Annotated in this window: 15 protein-coding genes; 10 read left to right on the top strand and 5 right to left on the bottom strand. The window is 56.3% G+C overall.

The features are described from left to right. Positions 1-50: 50 nt before the first annotated feature. Positions 51-2,447: a tetratricopeptide repeat protein gene (locus R2940_03370; GenBank protein MEZ4598813.1), complete on the bottom strand. Its 2,397-nt coding sequence runs from the start codon at positions 2,445-2,447 to the stop codon at positions 51-53. Between the two features lie 455 nt (positions 2,448-2,902). Here R2940_03370 and R2940_03375 point away from each other — a divergent pair, with 455 nt between their 5' ends. The 10 genes from R2940_03375 to R2940_03420 all read left to right on the top strand — a co-directional run bounded on the left by R2940_03375 (position 2,903) and on the right by R2940_03420 (position 11,877). Then, positions 2,903-5,416 (top strand): chemotaxis protein CheA, encoded by a 2,514-nt coding sequence (locus R2940_03375; GenBank protein ID MEZ4598814.1) that lies wholly within the window; start codon positions 2,903-2,905, stop codon positions 5,414-5,416. A gap of 17 nt (positions 5,417-5,433) precedes the next feature. Further along, positions 5,434-6,294 (top strand): protein-glutamate O-methyltransferase CheR, encoded by an 861-nt coding sequence (locus R2940_03380; GenBank protein MEZ4598815.1) that lies wholly within the window; start codon positions 5,434-5,436, stop codon positions 6,292-6,294. Continuing rightward, positions 6,291-7,355, top strand: coding sequence for a chemotaxis response regulator protein-glutamate methylesterase (locus tag R2940_03385; GenBank protein ID MEZ4598816.1), 1,065 nt, complete (start codon positions 6,291-6,293; stop codon positions 7,353-7,355). The genes R2940_03380 and R2940_03385 overlap by 4 nt, the downstream gene beginning before the upstream one ends. Then, entirely contained in the window at positions 7,352-7,840 is a 489-nt protein-coding gene (locus R2940_03390; protein MEZ4598817.1) for a chemotaxis protein CheD, read from the top strand. The genes R2940_03385 and R2940_03390 overlap by 4 nt, the downstream gene beginning before the upstream one ends. 6 nt (positions 7,841-7,846) lie before the next feature. Beyond that, positions 7,847-8,716: an HDOD domain-containing protein gene (locus tag R2940_03395; protein ID MEZ4598818.1), complete on the top strand. Its 870-nt coding sequence runs from the start codon at positions 7,847-7,849 to the stop codon at positions 8,714-8,716. A gap of 97 nt (positions 8,717-8,813) precedes the next feature. Beyond that, on the top strand, positions 8,814-9,191 hold the full coding sequence (locus tag R2940_03400) for a response regulator (protein MEZ4598819.1): 378 nt from the start codon (positions 8,814-8,816) through the stop codon (positions 9,189-9,191). A 14-nt stretch (positions 9,192-9,205) separates the two neighbouring features. Then, entirely contained in the window at positions 9,206-9,667 is a 462-nt protein-coding gene (locus tag R2940_03405) for a chemotaxis protein CheX (GenBank protein MEZ4598820.1), read from the top strand. 45 nt (positions 9,668-9,712) lie between these two features. Beyond that, on the top strand, positions 9,713-10,084 hold the full coding sequence (locus R2940_03410; GenBank protein ID MEZ4598821.1) for a response regulator: 372 nt from the start codon (positions 9,713-9,715) through the stop codon (positions 10,082-10,084). 13 nt (positions 10,085-10,097) lie between these two features. Further along, on the top strand, positions 10,098-10,550 hold the full coding sequence (locus R2940_03415) for a chemotaxis protein CheX (GenBank protein ID MEZ4598822.1): 453 nt from the start codon (positions 10,098-10,100) through the stop codon (positions 10,548-10,550). Between the two features lie 220 nt (positions 10,551-10,770). Next, positions 10,771-11,877 carry a hypothetical protein gene (locus R2940_03420; protein MEZ4598823.1) on the top strand — a complete coding sequence of 369 codons (1,107 nt, stop codon included), beginning with the start codon at positions 10,771-10,773 and terminating at the stop codon, positions 11,875-11,877. A gap of 59 nt (positions 11,878-11,936) precedes the next feature. Here R2940_03420 and R2940_03425 read toward each other — a convergent pair whose 3' ends face one another. The 4 genes from R2940_03425 to typA form a co-directional block, all read right to left on the bottom strand. Beyond that, positions 11,937-13,346 (bottom strand): sigma-54 dependent transcriptional regulator, encoded by a 1,410-nt coding sequence (locus R2940_03425; GenBank protein ID MEZ4598824.1) that lies wholly within the window; start codon positions 13,344-13,346, stop codon positions 11,937-11,939. A gap of 246 nt (positions 13,347-13,592) precedes the next feature. Beyond that, the gene (locus R2940_03430) at positions 13,593-14,081 is read right to left on the bottom strand and encodes a hypothetical protein (protein ID MEZ4598825.1); all 489 of its coding nucleotides are present in this window, start codon (positions 14,079-14,081) and stop codon (positions 13,593-13,595) included. 366 nt (positions 14,082-14,447) lie between these two features. Beyond that, the gene (amrA, locus tag R2940_03435) at positions 14,448-15,026 is read right to left on the bottom strand and encodes an AmmeMemoRadiSam system protein A (GenBank protein MEZ4598826.1); all 579 of its coding nucleotides are present in this window, start codon (positions 15,024-15,026) and stop codon (positions 14,448-14,450) included. A 78-nt stretch (positions 15,027-15,104) separates the two neighbouring features. Next, the gene (gene typA, locus R2940_03440; GenBank protein MEZ4598827.1) at positions 15,105-16,916 is read right to left on the bottom strand and encodes a translational GTPase TypA; all 1,812 of its coding nucleotides are present in this window, start codon (positions 16,914-16,916) and stop codon (positions 15,105-15,107) included. Positions 16,917-17,205: the final 289 nt, after the last annotated feature.

A 17,205-nucleotide genomic window follows, 5' to 3' on the forward strand; every position in this document is an offset into this window, starting at 1 on the left:
TCAATTGTATGACCGAAACCTCGTGGTCGGGATTGGTCAAGACAGGAATGTCAGAATTTTGCCGCCTCCAGGGCGTCCTCTGCCATTTTTTTCCAGATAGGGTCTTTCCCCTTTTCGGCCAGTACCCTCCAAAGCTTAAGAGCCTCGTCCCGCCTGCCGTCGGCCAGCAAAATTTCACCACAGCGAAATGAAGCCTGGTCCCTGAACGTCCCGTCTGCAGCCAGCACCTGGTAGAGGGGCAGGGCTTTCGACCCGCGGCCCATTCGGCGCATGGCCTCGGCCTGCAGCAAAAGACCTTCAGCGGGGATCGCTTTTCCGCAGTCCCCCAGGCGTGAAGCGCAATTGATCACCCAGCCGTATTCTCCGAGATGCCAGAAAATCCTCTCTGCCACCAGTTCGATCTGGTTGTCGGTCGGTCGATTGCGGTCCTTGAGCATATCGGCCGCCTCCTTGTACCTGTCCAATCTCTGCAGGGATTTGAGAAGGAACAGGAAATGGGCGTTGCGGTCTTTTCCTTCCGGGAATTTGAGCAGGTAGCGACGGCTGTATTTTTCCACCTCCTGGTCCTCTTCCAGATCGGCATAGAGTTTGACCAGGGGGAGATAGAAGCGGTCGGCTTCGGCGCGTTTCTCCGCCTTTTCCAACAGATAGAGATAAACCCTGCATCCCCGCTCGAACAGTCCGAGTCGGGTAAAAGCCTCGGCCAGGGCCGGAAGAAAAGACCACTGGCCATGGCGCTCGAGCAGCAGGTCCCGATACTTTTCCACAAGCACCACGGCCTGATGGTCCTTGCCCTCGGCAACCAGGCTTTCGATCAATGGCGGAAGGATGTCAGCCAGCAATGCATCGGCTTCGGAGCGCAGGGATCCGCCGGCGAAATTGCGGCAGAAACTCTCAAGGCTCTCAATCGTTCGGATTCTGTCACCGTTCAGGAAGAGGGTCAGGCTGTATTTGAAAGCCGCTTCTTCACGCAGTTCCCGGCTGCCTGCCTCTCGGGCTATGCTTTGGTAATCTCGCAGAGCTCGCAGCAGTTGGTACTCTTCTCCACCCAGAACACCATGGTCCAGCATTTTCATCTTGGCCCTTTGTGCACTATCGGTGTCAGGAAAATCCTTGATGATTTTCGACATGTCTTTCAGCGCCTGCTCCACCTTTCCAGAACGGTAGTCGGTGAGAGCGATGGCGAACTGGGTCTGGCCGAGGGTGGAAGCGGGAAGATTGTGAAGGAGCAAAGTCCGGTAAAGTCTTGCTGCCAGTTCCCACTCGCCTGACTGGAAAAAAATTCCCGCGGCCCGATGGAGTGAATAGGACTTGTTTTTCGGCCAGCTTTTCCTGTTCAGCAGTTCCCGGTAGATTTCACGCGCTTTGTCCTGGTCGATACCGGCCATTGCATCGGCCGAGCGCAGAATGTAGAGAGGTTCCAGGGGCTCCGGCCATTGCGACCCGGAAGAGTCGAGAATTTCCAGAGCCTGCTGAAAATCGCCGCGGAACAGAGCCAGTTCGCTCAACAGCAATAGATAATGGAGCCGGAGCCCGGAGGACGGCGAATCGGCCACTTTTTTCAGCCGGTTCAGAGCCCGGTAAGGCTGACCGGTTCTCGCCAGGGCCAGACCATGCAGGTAGTCGATTCTCTCCTCGAGTTCCCGGGGGAGCCTGCCGGGCGGAAAGTTCTCGAGGATGGAGAGGGCTTCTTTCGGTCGAGCCTCTTTCATCAGTGCCTCGGCCTGGACCAAGAGAAGAAAGGGTGTGGAGCGGTCCGCAGACGAGATCGGGCCGACTCTGCCGGTTTCGTCCAGAATGCCCGACCAGTCGCCTGCCGCTGTCCGGTCAGCCAGACCGGCCAGGTCGGAAGGCAGGAGGTCACGGTTCAGAGCGGGCAGAGGCGGAAACGAGAAGATCAAAGGTGCATCGATGGTGAAAGGGTTTTGATAGGAGTCGAAAAATTCCTTCCACCGGCCGCTGTATCGGGAGGGCTTTCCCGGGGAACTGACGGGGGCATTCTTCTGCCGTGTCGGCAGTCCGCTGATGCGGAAGGCGATGGCGGGTCGTTCATCGTTGCCTTCCTGCCAGAACAGTTCAAGCCGCACCGTGGGGGAAACTTTTTCGGTAAGAGTGACGGCACGGGCGGGAACCTGGCGCAGCAGCAGGGAGATGAGCAGCTCATTCCGTGACTGGGCGACCAGAATCTTCAGAAGGCGTCCGTCTTCCCGCGGCAGTTTAAGGTCGGGTTTGGCGGTCGCCGCGGCAAAAAAGAGGTCGACGCGTTGTCCTGAAACGGCCATGCGGTAGGCGGGGACCTCCGAAAATTCGAAACGGATCTGGGTGCCGGCCAGGTCATCCTTTTTGCTGACCGCGAAAAGTTGGGGAGAAACGGCCGCCTGCGCGGGGAGCAGAAGGGTGCCGAGAACCAGAAATGTCAGAAAAATGTGATTGATCGAACAGTTCATGGAATATCATCCGAAAGCGGGGGACCTGTTGAATGCCACCGGTGCTAATTATGTGCCAAGGGCTAAGGGGTTAAATAATTGACTATTTTGAGTGTGTGGCGGATCTGGAGGGCGAATAGGGCCGGATTTTTGACAAGACATTGAAATGACAGGTGAACCTGTAAAATGTGTGGCATGTCCCATGCGGGTTGGTACAGAAGTGTCGCACAGGGCAGTTGCGGAAGGACCGGCGGACAAAATAAATCCGCAGATATGCGGGGGCTTTCTCCGGCTCCCTGGCGAAATTCCGGTACCTGCCGCTGGCCTGCGAGACGGGAAGAAAGGGGTTGCGGCCGGATTGGTCCGGTTCTTGAAAGATTCAGTTTCCGAATACGGTTCAAGAGGAAAACCGCCATTGAGCAGAAGCTTGAATATGCATTGATCCGGGCACAAAAATTAATTTCAGCGAGGGACTGATGAGCAGCGATGTATTCTCTGAACAACTTGAAATTCTTAACGAATTCCTCCAGGAAAGCCGGGATATGCTCGACCAGTTGGAGCCGGCCATCATAGAGCTCGGGCAGAGTTGTCAAAAAGTCGACTGCTGGGAATTTCTGTCATGTTCCCATACCGGGTGCCCCCGCCATGGCCAATCTCCTGACAAGCCCTGCTGGCTCGATACAGGATATCTGGAGCAGGGCTCCAAGACCTGCACAAAGGCGGCCTCCGAGGAGGAATGCCGCGCCTGTTCGGTCATTCGCCAAACCAATGGCGATCCCCAGACCATGAATGCCATCTTCCGGCTGTTCCATTCCATGAAAGGCAGTGCAGGGTTTCTGGAGCTGAACAATATTTCCAGGGTCGCCCACGAGGCGGAAAGCCTGCTCGATCTGATCCGGGCCGGAAAAATTAGTATGGAGCCGGAGCATGTCAATCAGCTCTGCCAGGCCTGCGATTTTGCCCGGTCGGCCATGGATTGCGTGGAGAGGGAAGCCAACGACGAATCGATGGGAGCTGCGGCGGATGAAATGGCCGAGCGGTTCGCCTGGCTGGCTGCCGAGGCCCTGAAGCGGGCGGCAGCGGAGGGTGCGGACAGGCAGGATGCCCCGGAAAAGGCGGAGAACCGGCCTGTCATCGAGGATGAGCTGGCGATGCTGATCAGTCCCGACATGATCGAACGGTTTGTGCAGGAAGCCGACGAACTGCTGCAGCAGGTCGAGCTGGGTCTGCTATCCTGGGACGGCTCTCCTCCGGATGCCGAATCGATCGCCGCCCTGTTCCGCAATGTTCATAGTTTCAAGGGCAATTGCGGATTTTTCGGCTATCGGTCCATGGAGCAGCTCAGCCACCAGATGGAAACGGCTCTCGATGTCGTCAAATCAGGCGGGCGGATCCTGTCGGACTCCCCGGCTGAAAATCTTCTGTTCGTCCTGGACGGTCTGCGGTCCGCCGTTGCCGAAATTTCTTCCGGCGGACGGGGAAACGTTCCCGACCTCGAGGAGCGTCTGGCCGCCTTGAGCCGGCTGGAAATGGAAGCTCCCCAGGGAGGGGGGGAGCCCCTCCTGCTGGGTGAGATTCTGGTTCAGGAGGGGCTGGCCGACGCCGGGGCCGTCGAGGAGGCTCTTGCCCTGCAGCGCAAGCCTTTGGGCGAGTTGCTGGTGGAAAAGGGGGCAATCCGTCCCGAGCAGATCGAGCAGGCTCTGAACATCCAGAAGAAGAGTTCGGAGCCCCGGCCTGAAACGGGTCCAAGGCCGGCAGCACCCAGCCAGGAAAGCAACAAGAAGCAGGCCGTGGTCAACCGGCAGGACATCCGTGTCGACCTCGCCAAGCTGGACGATCTGATCAACCTCATCGGTGAAATGGTTATCGCGGAAAACATGCTGCTGCGCAGCCCTGACCTGGAAGGTCTGGAGCTGGACAATTTCAACAAGGCCGCCCAGCAGATGAGCAAAATCGTCCGGGATCTTCAGGAAATGGCCATGATTATCCGCATGGTCCCCGTGTCGGGTCTTTTCCGGCGGATGATCCGCCTGGTTCACGACCTTTCTGTAAAGTCCGGAAAAAAGGTCGATCTTCAGCTTTTCGGACAGGAGACCGAAGTCGACAAGACGGTGATAGAACAGATCACCGACCCTCTGGTGCACCTCCTGCGCAACTCGCTGGATCACGGCCTGGAAATGCCCGATGAGCGGGTTGACGCCGGGAAGCCGGAAAAGGGTGTGGTCAAGTTGTCTGCCCGCCATCAGGAAGGGGAAGTCTGGATCTCCGTCGAGGACGACGGGCGCGGGCTGAACCGGGAAAAGATCCTGTCCAAGGCCCGCACCAAGGGATTGGTGGCCGGGACCGGAGAAGAGATGAGCGACAAGGAGGTGTTTAACTTGATTTTCCAGCCCGGTTTCTCCACGGCGGACAAGGTAACCGATGTGTCCGGCCGTGGCGTGGGCATGGACGTGGTCAAGCAGAATCTGGAGAAGATCAAGGGCAAGATCGACGTCACCAGCCGGTTCGGCAAGGGGACCCGCATCGACCTGCGCATCCCCCTGACCCTGGCGATCATCGACGGCATGCTGGTTCGGGTCGGGGAAGCGAAGTGCATCGTGCCGCTGCTGGCCATCCAGGAAATCTTCCGACCCAGTCCCGAGGCGATCACGGTCATGCCCGACGGCCTGCAACTGGTGCGGGTCCGGGAAAAATTCTACCCGATCAAGTATCTCTACCGCATTCTGCAGGAAGAACCGACCTCAACCGAAGTCTGTGACGGCGTTCTGATCGTTCTGGAGTACCAGGACAATAATATCTGCCTTCTGGTGGACGAGATTCTCGGCCAGCAGCAGACCGTCATCAAGGGGCTGTCGGAATATCTGGGCAATGTCAACATCGCTTCGGGCTGTACCATTCTCGGCAATGGCGAGGTCTGTCTCATCCTGGATGTAGCCACTCTGACCGAGGGAGCCGGCAGGGCCCGCTCGGCACCGGCTCAGGCTGTCTGAAGAAAGGGGAGGACCGGATGAGTTTTTCCGATCTCGATAACTCGGCCCTGATGCCCATCACCGAGGAGGAATTCGGGTTGCTGCGCAGCCTGATTCACAGGAAATTTGGCATCAACCTGAGCGATCAGAAAAAATCCCTGCTGGTAGGGCGTTTGCAGAAGCTTCTGCGCCATTCGGGACATGCCTCATTCAGGGACTATTACGAAACGCTGCTCAACGATCAAAGCGAACAGAATCTGAGTCAGCTGGTGGACCGCATTTCCACCAACCACACCTACTTCAACCGGGAAAAGGCGCACTTCGACTTTTTTCTCGAGACCGCCCTGCCGACGGTGGCCAACAGGCTGAGACAGACCAAGGATCACGATCTTCGCGTCTGGTGCGCCGGCTGTTCAACCGGGGAAGAGGCCTACATGCTTCTGATGCTGATGCATGAATATTTCGGTGAAGAGTATAAGCGCTGGAACTGTGGAATTCTGGCCACCGACATCTCCTCCCGGGTGCTTGAGCAGGCCGAGACAGGAGTCTATCCCGAAGAGAAAATTACACTGTTGCCGGAATCCTACAAGAAAAAATACCTGCGACCCCAGGGAAGCGGCCACTACATGTTCCGCGAAGATCTTCTCAAGGAGGCCGTGTTTCGCCGGTTCAATCTGATGAATGAGAAATTTCCCTTCAAAAAGGCCTTTCATATCATCTTCTGTCGAAATGTCATGATCTATTTCGACGCCGAGACCCGCGCCGGACTGGTCAGCAGGTTCCACCAGGTCATGCAGCCGGGCGGCTACCTGTTTATCGGCCATTCGGAAACCCTGGGCCGGCAGCAGAACCAGTTCAAGTATGTGATGCCCGCCGTTTACCAGAAGGAGCAGTCATGAGGGGTGGTAAAGTACGGGTACTGATTGTAGACGATTCCGCCCTGGTTCGGCAGTTGCTCAGCAGAGGGCTGGCGATGGATCCTGACATCGAAGTGGTCGGCACGGCTGCCGATCCCTACGAAGCCCGGGACAAGATCGTCGAACTCGAACCGGACGTTCTGACCCTGGACGTGGAAATGCCCCGCATGGACGGCGTCGATTTCCTGCGGCGCCTTATGCCCCAGTATCCGATTCCGGTGCTCATGGTCAGTTCCCTGACCCAGCGGGGAAAGCAGATTACTTTGGAAGCCCTGGACGCCGGGGCCGTCGATTTCGTCTCCAAACCGAGTACCGATGTCGCCCGCGGTCTGACCGGAATGCTGCAGGAGCTGAGAACCAAGGTGAAGTTGACCTCCCGGGCCAACGTTTCGCACTGGAAGGGGAAGAGACCGGTTGCGGCCGGGCCGACAAAGGCCGCTCCGGTGCGGGCTCTGGCCGAGTCGACGGACAAGGTGATCGCCATAGGCGCCTCCACCGGCGGCACGGAGGCCATTCGCAAGATGCTGGTCGATTTTCCGGTGGCCATGCCGGGGGTGGTCATTGTGCAGCACATGCCCGCCGGTTTTACCAAAATGTTTGCCGATCGCCTCAACCAGCTGTGCGCCATGGAGGTCAAGGAAGCGGAAACGGGCGATCGCGTCATGCCGGGTCGCGTCTTGATCGGGCCCGGCGGCAAGCACATGCGGGTGGTGCGGTCGGGGGGGATCTATCTGGTCGAATGCACCCCCGGCGATCCGGTCAGCGGACACTGCCCTTCGGTGGATGTGCTGATGCACTCGGTGGCCCGCCATGTGGGCGCCAATGCCCTCGGGGTGATGCTGACGGGAATGGGGGCGGACGGTGCGGACGGCATGTTGGCCATGCGCAGATCAGGTGCGCGTACTTTGGCTCAGGATGAGGCGTCTTCAGTCGTTTTTGGCATGCCCAAGGTGGCTTTTGAAAAAGGCGGTGCCGAACGACTGGTTCCCCTGGAGCAGATGACTTCAGCTGTTATCGAACTGTTATCGAAACGGATATCATGAAAGACATTATTCTTGGCATAGGGGACTACGGAGCATCCAACAGCCCCGGTTCGACGGTGAAAACCTTTGCCCTGGGATCCTGCGTCGCAGTGATCGTTCTGGACCCGAAGACCCACACCGTCGGCATGGTGCATGTGGCGTTGCCCGATTCCAGCATCAATGAGGCCAAAGGGAGGGAGCGGCCGGGATATTTCGCCGATCTCGGGGTTCCCCTGCTGTTGAAGGAGATGACCCGATGCGGAGCGCCGTCCAACGGCCGAGGCCTGGTGGTCAAGCTGGTTGGAGGTGCCTCGATCATGGACCATAGCGAAACTTTCAATATCGGCAAGCGCAATGTCCTGGCCATCAAGAAAATGCTCTGGTCCTTCGGCATGGGTCCTCTCGCCGAGGACGTTGGAGGCAATCACAGCAGGACGGTGACCGTGGCCGTCGACACCGGGAAGGTTGTCGTTTCCTGCCCCGGCCGGGGTCAATGGGAGGTTTGAGAGTCAATGAAAATACAGACCGTCGATCAAGAAGCTGTCCGGCAGGCGATTGAGAAACTTCCCCTGTTCTCTCCCAACGCCCTGAACCTTCTCCAGGTCATCGCGGACCCCGACCATGACCTGGACGATGTGGTCCGCATCGTCAAGTTCGACTCGGCGCTGACGGTGCGCGTCCTCAAGATCGTCAACTCCCCGGTGTACGGCCTTGTCAAACCGGTGACCTCCATCGAGCGGGCACTCAGCTACCTCGGCGAAAGAACGGTGGTCAGCATCGCCATTGAACAGAATGCCGGAGACCTGCTGCAGAAGACCCTTGTCGGTTATCACGCGCAACAGGGTGATCTGTGGCGCCACGACCTTTTTGCGGCCATTGCATCCCGCGAAGTGGCCAGACACGCCCGGCATGAGTTGGAAATCGATCTCGCCTTCACCGCAGGCCTGCTGCACGACATCGGCAAATCGGTCTTCTCCTCCTTCTGGGAAGGGGCGTCCCAGGAGGCCCTGGAGCATATCGATCAGGGTGAGGTGCGGGATTATCTCGAGGCGGAACAGGTTCTTGCAGGCATGGATCATACCCATGTCGGACTGGAGATCAGCCGGCACTGGCAGTTGCCCCAGGCTCTGCAGATGGCTATCCGTTACCATCATCAACCCGAAAAGACCGAGGAAGAGGTTCGTCCTCTGGTCTATGCCGTCCATCTTGGAGATATCATCGCGATGATGGCGGGGTTTTCCACCGGCAGCGACGGCATGCAGTACCACCTCGATCGGCGGTATCAGGACTACTTCGATATCAATTCGACAACCCTGGCCAGGATTTTGCTGAATTCCGGCGAAGAATTCAGACAGGCTGAAGCATCGATGGCCAACAGCTGAAGGGTGGAAAGATTTCGGACCCTGAGGTTTTTTTGATCAAAACGGATGATGAATATCGGCAATCTGGAACAATCAGGTCCGGACAGGAGGTTTGAGAATGAATCGTATCGTCATAGCGGATGATTCCGCGACGGCGCGAATGTTTATCCGGCGCTGCCTGGAAATAATCGGTTTCGGCGAAGCCGAGATTCTGGAGGCGGAAAACGGTCGGGAAGCTTTGTCCCTGGTCAAGGAAAAGCCGGCCGATCTGCTGTTGACCGATCTCAACATGCCGGTCATGGACGGCACCGCGCTGTTGAAATGGGTCAAGGGGAGTCCCCGTCTGACCGATCTCCCCGTACTGGTGATCACCAGTGCTGGCAATCCCGCAAAGGAAACCGAACTCTGCAGCCTGGGGGCTTTCGGTGTACTGAACAAGCCGGTGTCGCCCGCGGCTTTGTTGGAGGCTCTCGAGCCGCTTATGAAAACGAACTGAAAGGGAAAAAGCCAATGTCCGATCGACTGGGTGATGCTGTTTACAGCGCCATTGCCAACACCCTGGAAAACATGACTTTTCTGGAAGTGGGAAAGGATCTGGCGGATGCCAGGAGGTATCCGGAGGAAGAGATTCTGAGCTGCCGGCTGCTCATACACGATCCGCTCCAGGGGGAGATGTATCTGCTGATGCCCAGGCCTCTTCTGCAGAAAATCGCCTCCACGGTCTACATCCTGCCGGAACAGGACCTTTCGGAAAAGATGGTCCTGGATATGCTCGGAGAACTGATCAATACCATCGGCGGGTTGTTGATGACCGCTTACCTGCCGCAAAACCAGACCTACGCTCTCGGCCTGCCGGAAAACGGCGTTGGGCTGCCGGAAGCAGATTTTTCAAGCATGAAGGAGTGGGAATTCCAGGTTGACGACATCGTATTTTCCCTGACCCTGGTCGGAGACGGGTTTTTCCAGGAATAGACCCTAGAGACGGCATGAATTCATTATTGGAAGGAGAACAGAAACATGAGTAAAAAAGTTTTGATCATTGACGATTCCAACACCATGAGGAAAATCGTTACCCGCTCTCTGCGCCAGGCCGGGCTGGAATTCGATACCATACTCGAAGCCGGCGACGGCCAGGCGGCCCTCGAGGTGCTGGAAGGTGAAACCGTCGACATCATTCTGAGCGATATCAACATGCCCAATATGGACGGGATCGAATTTCTGCGGCAGAAAAATGTCAACGGCAAGATCAAGGATATTCCTGTGGTCATGATCACCACCGAAGCCGGATCGGAAATTCTCAATGAGGCCATGAGCCTCGGGGCCCGGGGCAGCATCAAGAAACCCTTTACCCCAGACCAGGTCCAGGAAATTCTTGGCAGTCTGCTTTAAAAGGAGACCTTCTGTGGATTTAAACAAAAGCATTTGCAGTGCAACGGTGGAAGTCTTCCAGACCATGCTGATGATGGATGCTGTTCCCGGAGACCCCCTGACTGGCCGTAAAGCCCACCATAGCAACTCGGTCAGCGGTATTGTCGGAATTGCCGGCCCTTCCAAGGGAATGGTGGCGATTCACATACCGGAACAGACGGCACTGAAAATCACCAGCAGTTTCTTGTGCATGGAAGTCAGCAGCATCGACGAGGATGTCAAGGATGCCATCGGAGAACTGGCGAACATGGTGGCCGGCAGCATCAAAGCCGATCTTCTGGATGGAAAGGACTACAAGCTTTCCATTCCTTCCGTGGTTAACGGGGTCGAATACGAGATCGAATGCCTCTCGGAAAGCCAGGGCGGCATTGTTCCGTTCTCCGTCGACGGGGGGGAATTTATCGTGGAGTTTCATCTCCAGGGCTGAAAAACCCATTTGTTCAATGCATCCTGTTCATCGGGCCGGGTTTTTCCCCCAGGAGAAACCCGGCCCTGTATTATGGATTGCCGGCAGGCGTCTGCAGCCTTTGGCCCGAATTGTTTTACCAGAAAGGGGCGTTCCAGGGGTATTTTTTGCCATGGATTTATGGTAATATCGCCGCCTCACCAGGATCGGTTCTCCTGCGCTTGCACCCGGACAGTTAACCATGGAAATCAAAAAAGTCATCATCAGCACCCTGGAGGATGCAGGCTGCAAAATCGAAACGGAACTGGGCGGCCTGTTGGGCTGCCAGCTCACCATTTCTTCCCCCACGACCTCCCAGCTCAGCAAAAGCGAATTTTTTTCCGGCATCGGGAAAAAAATGGTCCTGACCCGCATGGCTGTCAGCGGCGACAAGGAAGGCTCTCTCTACGTCTTTTGTCAATTGAAGGATGCCGTAAAGCTGGGCGGGACCTTGATCATGTTGCCGCCGGCCGAACTGGAAAAGAGGATCAAAAAAGAGGAGTTCGGAGAGGAAGAAACCGATGCCTTCGGTGAAATCGCCAACATTCTCTCCGGGGATCTCAACGCGGCATTTGAGGAGTGCTACCCGGAAAAGCTTCATTTCAAAAAAATCGATCTCCAGGTCTTGCTGACGGCAAAGGTCGATCCCGGATCTGACGATCCCTTTCCCCCGGGAGACTATGTCTGTGCCTCATACCCGATGAATCTGGATGACCAGACGTTGGGCGATTTGATCCTTCTTTTTCCTGCCGGGATTCTTGGCATGGGCGCTGTACCGGCGGAGGTCCCGCCGGCAGAGGAGGAGATGTTCGTGCCTTCGGAACTTCCCCCGGCGGCCGGCGGCGCCGATGTGGAATCTTTGGTCAGACCGGTGGTCCGTACCAAAGGGGCGGCCGATAATGGGGCAGCGGGTGAATCCGATCAGGGACTTGGGGGAAAAGCGGTTGTCCTGATTGTCTCGGAAGCAAAGGGCAGTGCCGAGTCGCTGCTCGAAGTGCTGCAGGCGAACGGATGGGGGGCGAAGCTGCTGGGAGGAAAGGAGAATTTCAAGGAGGTCATCGAGGATACTGTTGCGGAGGTCAGGGGCGTATTTCTGGTCATGGAAAATATCGAGGACCAGAGCTTTGCCACGGCCATAAAGATCCGTTCGGCTTTCGGCAAATCGGTACCTCTGATTGCGGCGGGTTCGCAATGGACCCGGACCAAAGTCCTGCAGGCGGTCAAGTACGGGGTCCGTGACATCCTGCTCCTTCCGGCGACCAGCGAAGAGATTCTGGAAAAGGTTTCTGCCCATTTTGGGCAGAAGTGACGGCATTCGCCACGGCTGCCACAAAAACTTTTTTGAAATGACAGCCGGGCAAGAGGGGTTTAATCCTCAACTTCGACAAACTCTTCGTTTTCCGCTCTCTTTCTTTTGATCTTTTCAATCAGGGTGGTGCGTTTCAAATTCAGCAGTTTGGCTGCCTCCCGCTTGTTGCCCCCGGTCAGCATCAGTGCATGCCGGATCAGCTGGCTTTCGAACTGGCTGACCATGGAGTTGAAGTCGATGCCGCTGCTGCTGAAGTTGATTTCCGGTCCCTCCAGGGAAATGTTCGGTTCCGCTCCTCCCGTGGCTTCTCCCCCCTGATAGTTCTCAGGCAGATCTTCCACGGTCACGGTGGCGCCTCCGCAGAAGATGGCCATCCGCTGGACGAGGTTTTCCAACTCCCTGACATTGCCAGGCCAATTGTAGCGCATGAGCGTCTGAACCGATTCGTGAGAAAAGCCTTTTAACGCCTTTTTCCGGTTGCGGTTGGCAATGGCAACGAAACGTTCGATCAGCAGTGGAATGTCCTCCCGGCGTTCCCTCAAGGGGGGGACGCTCAGGGGCACAACGTTCAACCGGTAATAGAGGTCTTCCCTGAATTTTCCTTCGGCGACGCATTTTTCCAGGTCGCGGTGGGTTGCGGCTACAATTCTTACATCCACCGGTATCGGCTTGATTCCACCCACCGGCTCGAATTCCCGCTCCTGGATCACCCGAAGAAGCTTGGCCTGGAGGCTGGGTTTCATGTCGCCAATTTCATCCAGGAACAGGGTGCCCCCTTCACTGTACTGGATGCGGCCCATCTTGGACTGATTGGCGCCCGTGAAGGCTCCTTTCACATATCCGAAAAGCTCGCTTTCCAGAAGATCTTCAGGAATGGCGGCGCAGTTCACCGGCACGAAGTTTTTTCCCCGGCGCGGCCCGTGGGCGTGGATGGCGCGGGCCACCAGTTCCTTTCCGGTACCGCTTTCTCCCAGAATCAGGACCGACGTATTCCCTTCGCTGGCCACCTGGTCGATACACTTGAACAGTTTCTGCATCTTCTGGGAATTGCCGATGATGCCATGGTAGCCTTCGGTTTTTCGAGTCTTTCTGCCGCGCTCTTCGCCATCGGTCAAAAAGTCGTTATGCCGCAGGGCTCTGGAGGTGGCGATGACCACCTCTTCCAGATCGTAGGGAGTATGAATGCAGAAAAAGGCACCGGCCTTCAATGCCTCAACCCGGCAGGCACGATCATTTTCAGGAAGTCCGGCCAGGGTGATCAGCTGCGGGTTGGCCTGTAGGGACTTTTTCAGAAGATCGATGCCGGCCTTGTCGGGGAGAAAGAGGTCGGTCAGCATGACTCCGACATCCTCACTGCCTACCACCTGCAGGGCCTGATCCGGATTGTCCGCTTCCAGAACCAGGCAGTCGTTTCTGTCGCGCAACACCACCGCAAGCTTCTCACGCTCTGCTTTGTTGTCGCTTACCAAAAGGATACTTCGAAGGGAGTCCTGCATTTTCTCATGTCCATTGAATTGGGTAAGCTGATCTGGGCACTCCACAGTTCGACACGTGCCTACCGTTGTTTACAGGATGCGGCGGCGCCCTACTTTAACAAAACCTTGACAGAGAAAAAAGCTTATTTTCTACAAAATGAGACGCATTTTCAAAAATGGACCGGAAAACTGAGATATATTGGATCGCCCGCCTCGCTTCCACAGCGCTTCCTGCCACAATCAGGCACGAATTCGGATACGGTTTTCTGACTGCAGGGTCTGAACATTTTCGGCTGACTGGGGAAAGCCATAAGCCTTGCGAACCAGTCGTCTGGTTTCGGGGGTTTCTCTGTCCTCGGCTCTGGCTGGTTCCCGTTGAGGGGGTGCCTGTTCGCCATCTGCCACTGGGGCAACGGACTGGACAGGGGCCATGGCCAGCTCCCGGGTCAGGGCGGGTTCTCCTTCGGCGGGGGGATTCGGTGCCGGCATCAAAACGGGGGGCAGATCCTGTCTAGGTAAGGTGGGGAAGGACAGAGCCCCCGCCGCGGCAACCGCATCATTGGAAAAAGTGACCCGGTCATACGTTGATCCGGAGGTGTCGACCTTTGCCGATGAAAGTCGCTTCGAAAGAGTCTCATCGGTTTTGGCGGAATTCCGATTGGGCGCACTGGCATTTTTAGGGGAGAAAAAGCTGCCGAAAAATTCGGTCAATTCCCGAGGAATATGCATGTATAACGTGGCCCCTTCTCTCTGGGTGGTTACCCCTTTTATTCGAGTCGATTTTTCCGGGTGGTATCTAGGGTATCGAAAAGCCTTATGCGCTCCTCAAACCAGCTCTGCCCCCGGTTGCATTTCTTCTAATTTTATCAGGTCGAAGCTCCCTTTGCCAAGCGGCCTGAGACCGGGGATTGCTCGAGCTGTCCACAGCATTTGTGGAGAACCTTTGGGATAAGTCGACCTTGCCGGATGTAAGTGGCCATATCTTCGATATACTTGACGGATTGCCCAGTTCCTGGGCAACCTTCCTGCAGCCGGTCAATTCTTGCGCCGCTTAACCGTTTCCTCCAACACCAGCAGCCTAACAATCGTCGGATCCTAGCCGCAAGTGGCTCTGTTCACGGATTTTTTCCTGCCGAACACCTCGGCGCTGAAAATATAGATTTCACAATCCTCCGCGCGCCAGGCCTCCTGGGGAAGACCGGCCTTGGTGCAGGTTTGCTGCAGGAAGGAATCCCGGTCCCAGCCATATTCGAGAGCGACCTGCGGCAAAAGAACCCCACGATGATACCCTTTTTCCAGGTAGATGCCGTGAATGCCAACCTTTATTTCTTCCGGTTTTTCTATTTTTTTCAGCGGCGACAGAACCGATATTTCCAGATCGAAATCTTCCAAATCTTCTGCTCGCATCGGATAGAAACGGGGGTCTTTGGTGGCAGAGGCGGCAGCCATTTCAGCGACTTCCATGAAGAGGGGCAGTTCGGACTGGAAATTGCCGATGCAGCCTCGCAACTGACCCTGACAGGTGATGGTTACGAAGCAGCCTCGGCGAATATTGAGAGCCTTCTCTTCCCGCGGTTCCACGTACATGGATCCGGTGCTGACGACACTCGCGATGGCCTCGCGGGCAATGTCCAGCAGTATCTCCTTTTCCCTGCTTTTCAAAGGGGTGTCCATAATACTCCTCACCAGATGGATCCGCGCATGAGTGCTTTGGCAATTCCAAAAAGAATATAAGGGGATTGTTTTTCAATTTCAACCCTGCTTTTTCTGGGCCCTCTTGCGTTCGTTTTCGTCCAGCAGCTTTTTTCGCAGACGGATCGATTTTGGAGTGATCTCAACGAGTTCGTCCTCGTCGATATATTCCAGAGCCTGCTCCAGGGACAGCTCGCGGGGCGGCGTCAGACGGATGGCCTCATCGCTTCCCGAAGCCCGGATGTTGGTCAATTTTTTCCCTTTGCAGGCGTTGACGACCAGATCGTTGCCCTTGGCGTGCTCACCGATGATCATGCCTTCATAAACACGAACGCCGGGTCCAACGAAGAGAATGCCCCGATCCTGCAGGTTGAACAGGGAATAGGCGACGGTCTCGCCATCCTCCATGGCAATCAGGACCCCGTTTTTGCGGCCGGGGATCAGACCTTTGTAGGGGGCGTATTCGTGAAAGACATGGTTCATGACGCCGGTTCCCCGGGTGTCGGTGAGAAACTCGGTGCGAAAGCCGATCAGTCCACGGGCGGGAATGATGAATTCGAGACGGGTCGTTCCTTCCAGCGGATGCATGGCAATCATTTCCGCCTTGCGGCCTCCGAGTTTTTCGATCACCGTTCCCTGGTACTCTTCGGGCACGTCGATGACCAGATACTCGAGAGGCTCGCAGCAGGCTCCGTCGATGTCCCTGAGGATGACTTCCGGTTTCGAGACCGCCAGTTCGAAACCTTCCCGGCGCATGTTTTCGATGAGAATCGAAAGGTGCAGTTCGCCCCTGCCGGAAACCTTGAATGTGTCCGTATTGGCGGTTTCCTCAACCCGAAGGGAGATGTTGGTGCGCAATTCCTTGAAAAGGCGTTCCCGGATATTTCGGGACGTGACGTATTTCCCCTCCTGACCGGCGAAGGGGGAGGAATTGACCATGAAGTTCATCGACAGGGTCGGTTCGTCGATGGCGACGTAAGGCAGTGCCTGAGGGCTGGCTGCGTCGGCAAAGGTTTCACCGATGCCGATATTTTCAAAGCCGGCGATACTGACGATATCGCCGGCACCGGCTTCGGCCAGCTCCACCTGTTTCAGACCCTGATAACCCAGGAGTTTCGAGATGCGGCCGTTGGACACCTTGCCGTCCTTGTTCACCACTGCGATGGTCTGGCCGGTGGCGACCTTGCCGTTGGCGATCTTGCCGGTGGCGATGCGGCCCAAATAGTCGTTATAGTCGATGCTGCTTACCAGCATCTGGAAATCCGCATCCGGTTCACCGGCAGGCGGCGCAACGTGCTCGGCGATCATCTGGAAAAGAGGTTCGAGATTCTCCGATTCCTCGGCTGGATCCCGTTTGGCGATCCCGGCTTTGGCGTTGGTGTAGACGATGGGAAAATCGAGTTGCGATTCGTCGGCACTGAGTTCGCAGAACAGGTCGAAAACCATATCGACCACCTGCTCGGGACGAGCTCCCGGCCGGTCTATCTTGTTGATGACGACGATCGGCCTGATGCCGAGATCGAGGGATTTCTTCAGCACGAACCGGGTCTGGGGCATGGGGCCGTCGAAAGCGTCAACCAGCAGCAGGACCGAGTCGACCATTTTCAGGACCCGCTCCACCTCGCCGCCAAAATCGGCATGACCGGGAGTGTCGACGATGTTGATCTTCAGGCCGCCGTGAAAAATCGACAGGTTTTTCGAAAGGATGGTGATGCCGCGCTCCTTTTCGAGGTCGTTGCTGTCCATGATCCGCTCGGTGATCACCTGATTGTCGCGAAAAATTCCCGACTGTTTCAGCATGGCGTCCACCAGGGTGGTCTTGCCGTGATCGACGTGGGCAATGATAGCGATATTGCGTATGTTTTGGAGCATGTGAAGGTTTTTCTCCTGGTCTCTGTTTTGGTATGTATCGTTTCCGAGAAATCCGCCCATCTTATACATTTCCTTGTCGAATAACCAGATAAAAATTCATTTGGTATCGGCGTCGGAATCGGTGCCGAAAAGACTCTATCCGCACCCGAACTTGAACCCGATACCGATATCATTCATTTCCAGCGGCAATGTCAGAGCTTGCGCAGGGGAGACAGGGGCTTTATGATACGGCTAGTGGCTAGCGGATCGAAAAGGAGGCTTATCATGCAATTTTTTTCTTTTTGGATGT

It is taken from the genome of Syntrophotaleaceae bacterium (assembly GCA_041390365.1).
GTDB lineage: Bacteria > Desulfobacterota > Desulfuromonadia > Desulfuromonadales > Syntrophotaleaceae > JAWKQB01.

Coding starts and splice junctions, on each gene's coding strand:
- R2940_03420 (MEZ4598823.1), top strand. CDS start 10,771: ATGGAAATCAAAAAAGTCATCATCAGCACCCTGGAGGATGCAGGCTGC.
- R2940_03405 (MEZ4598820.1), top strand. CDS start 9,206: ATGTCCGATCGACTGGGTGATGCTGTTTACAGCGCCATTGCCAACACC.
- R2940_03395 (MEZ4598818.1), top strand. CDS start 7,847: ATGAAAATACAGACCGTCGATCAAGAAGCTGTCCGGCAGGCGATTGAG.
- R2940_03385 (MEZ4598816.1), top strand. CDS start 6,291: ATGAGGGGTGGTAAAGTACGGGTACTGATTGTAGACGATTCCGCCCTG.
- typA (MEZ4598827.1), bottom strand. CDS start 16,916: ATGCTCCAAAACATACGCAATATCGCTATCATTGCCCACGTCGATCAC.
- R2940_03390 (MEZ4598817.1), top strand. CDS start 7,352: ATGAAAGACATTATTCTTGGCATAGGGGACTACGGAGCATCCAACAGC.
- R2940_03430 (MEZ4598825.1), bottom strand. CDS start 14,081: ATGCATATTCCTCGGGAATTGACCGAATTTTTCGGCAGCTTTTTCTCC.
- R2940_03370 (MEZ4598813.1), bottom strand. CDS start 2,447: ATGAACTGTTCGATCAATCACATTTTTCTGACATTTCTGGTTCTCGGC.
- amrA (MEZ4598826.1), bottom strand. CDS start 15,026: ATGGACACCCCTTTGAAAAGCAGGGAAAAGGAGATACTGCTGGACATT.
- R2940_03410 (MEZ4598821.1), top strand. CDS start 9,713: ATGAGTAAAAAAGTTTTGATCATTGACGATTCCAACACCATGAGGAAA.
- R2940_03375 (MEZ4598814.1), top strand. CDS start 2,903: ATGAGCAGCGATGTATTCTCTGAACAACTTGAAATTCTTAACGAATTC.
- R2940_03380 (MEZ4598815.1), top strand. CDS start 5,434: ATGAGTTTTTCCGATCTCGATAACTCGGCCCTGATGCCCATCACCGAG.
- R2940_03400 (MEZ4598819.1), top strand. CDS start 8,814: ATGAATCGTATCGTCATAGCGGATGATTCCGCGACGGCGCGAATGTTT.